Below are 2141 nucleotides of genomic sequence, written 5' to 3' on the forward strand. Positions count from 1 at the left end.
CCGGCGGCGGAGGCGGGGCCCGTACGGCGGACCCGATGGAAGTCGCCCGCCGGGGTCATCTGCGGGTGCTGCGCTCACCGGACAACTGACGGCGCCTGTCCGGGAGTTCGTTCAACGATCCCATCGTGACCACCACCCACGAGAGAACCTTGCTGCGCGGAGCGCTGCCCTGAGCTCAGGTAAGAGTCTGTGGACGGCTCAGTTACCGCACGTCGCGCTGTCGGTGCGGGCGGGTAGTTTGGGGCGACCGATAGGACTTTCCGGAGGGATGGCCGTGTCTGCTGATTTGTCGCAGCTCGTGAAGGCGTACGACGTACGGGGCGTCGTCCCGGACCAGTGGGACGAGTCCTTGGCCGAGTTGTTCGGGGCGGCCTTCGTCCAGGTGACCGGCGCCGACGCGATCGTGACCGGGCACGACATGCGGCCCTCGTCCCCCGGACTCTCCGCCGCCTTCGCGCGCGGGGCGGCGGCACGCGGCGTCGACGTGACCGAGATCGGCCTGTGCTCCACGGACCAGCTGTACTACGCCTCGGGCGCGTTCGACCTCCCCGGCGCCATGTTCACGGCCTCGCACAACCCGGCGAAGTACAACGGCATCAAGATGTGCCGGGCGGGCGCGGCCCCCGTCGGCCAGGACACCGGCCTCGCCGAGATCCGCCAACTCGTGGAGTCCTGGCTGGACTCGGGCGCGCCGGAGGTCTCCGGACCGACGGGAACGATCACAAAGCGGGACACGTTGGAGGATTACGCGGCGCACCTCCGCGGCCTCGTCGACCTGACCTCCATCCGCCCCCTGAAGGTCGTCGTCGACGCGGGCAACGGCATGGGCGGCCACACGGTCCCGACCGTGTTCGCCGGCCTGCCGCTCACGCTGGTCCCGATGTACTTCGAGCTGGACGGCACCTTCCCGAACCACGAGGCCAACCCGCTCGACCCGGCCAACATCGTCGACCTCCAGGCGCGCGTCCGCGAGGAGGGCGCCGACCTCGGCATCGCCTTCGACGGCGACGCCGACCGCTGCTTCGTGGTCGACGAGCACGGCGACCCGGTCCCGCCGTCCGCGATCACCGCCCTGGTGGCCGCCCGCGAGCTGGCGAGGAACGGCGGCACGGGCGTGATCATCCACAACCTGATCACCTCCTGGTCGGTCCCCGAGGTCGTCAGGGAGAACGGCGGCACACCGGTACGCACGCGCGTGGGCCACTCCTTCATCAAGGCCGAGATGGCGAAGGCCGGCGCGATCTTCGGCGGCGAGCACTCCGCGCACTACTACTTCAAGGACTTCTGGAACGCCGACACGGGCATGCTGGCCGCCCTCCACGTCCTCGCCGCGCTCGGCGGCCAGGACGGCCCCCTCTCCGGCCTCGTGGCCCAGTACGACCGTTACGTGGGCTCCGGCGAGATCAACTCCACGGTCGACGACCAGAGCGCCCGCCTCGCGGCGATCCGCGCCGCCTACGAAGGCCAGGACGACCTGACGCTCGACGAACTCGACGGCCTCACCGTCACCTCCGCCGACTGGTGGTTCAACGTCCGCCCCTCCAACACGGAACCGCTGCTGCGGCTCAACACGGAGGCGCGGGACGAGGCGACGATGGGGAAGGTGCGGGACGAGGTGCTGGGGATCATCAGGGGCTGAGGGTTCTTCTCGATGCCGGTCGGGATGTTTCAGCCCGTCCGGCGTTTGAGGACGAGGCCGTTCAGGCCGAAGGGGGGTCTGGGGGCGCGGCCCCCAGGGACGTCGGCCCCAACCCCGGCAAGCCTCATCAACCGGCGGTACCCTGACCAGGCGCATCCGCCCAAGCGTCGCAGACACCCCCTTGGAGGGACACCCCATGCCGCTCGAAGCCGGCCTCCTGGAGATCCTGGCCTGCCCGGCCTGCCACGCCCCCCTCAAGGAGCAGGACACCGAGCTGATCTGCACCGGTGAGGACTGCGGCCTGGCCTACCCCGTACGGGACGGCATCCCCGTGCTCCTCGTCGACGAGGCCCGCCACCCCGCGTAAGCGACGACGACGCGATCGGAGGCCGCCGCCCATGCTCGACGAATCGCTGCTCGACTCCCCGGACGCACTGGCCGAGGCCGACCGCCGAGCCCTGCTCCGCGGTGCCGCCGAAGCCGGTGCGAGGGTGCGTACAGC

At 70.6% G+C, this 2141-nt stretch carries 2 protein-coding genes and 1 pseudogene; all 3 read left to right on the top strand.

Going from position 1 to position 2141, the window contains the following annotated elements; translation table 11 throughout:
- Positions 1 to 89: pseudogene (locus tag R6V09_RS51675) on the top strand (DUF3499 domain-containing protein); the annotation flags it as partial.
- Between the two features lie 179 nt (positions 90 to 268).
- Positions 269 to 1639, top strand: coding sequence for a phosphomannomutase/phosphoglucomutase (locus R6V09_RS51680; protein WP_317888334.1), 1371 nt, complete (start codon positions 269 to 271; stop codon positions 1637 to 1639).
- A 196-nt stretch (positions 1640 to 1835) separates the two neighbouring features.
- Entirely contained in the window at positions 1836 to 2006 is a 171-nt protein-coding gene (locus R6V09_RS51685; RefSeq protein ID WP_019072213.1) for a Trm112 family protein, read from the top strand.
- The last annotated feature ends 135 nt before the right edge of the window (positions 2007 to 2141 follow it).

This window comes from Streptomyces sp. W16 (assembly GCF_033194735.1).
GTDB lineage: Bacteria > Actinomycetota > Actinomycetes > Streptomycetales > Streptomycetaceae > Streptomyces.

Excerpts from the sequence above, each read along its gene's own strand:
- R6V09_RS51680 (WP_317888334.1), top strand. The coding sequence starts at position 269 with ATGGCCGTGTCTGCTGATTTGTCGCAGCTCGTGAAGGCGTACGACGTA.
- R6V09_RS51685 (WP_019072213.1), top strand. The coding sequence starts at position 1,836 with ATGCCGCTCGAAGCCGGCCTCCTGGAGATCCTGGCCTGCCCGGCCTGC.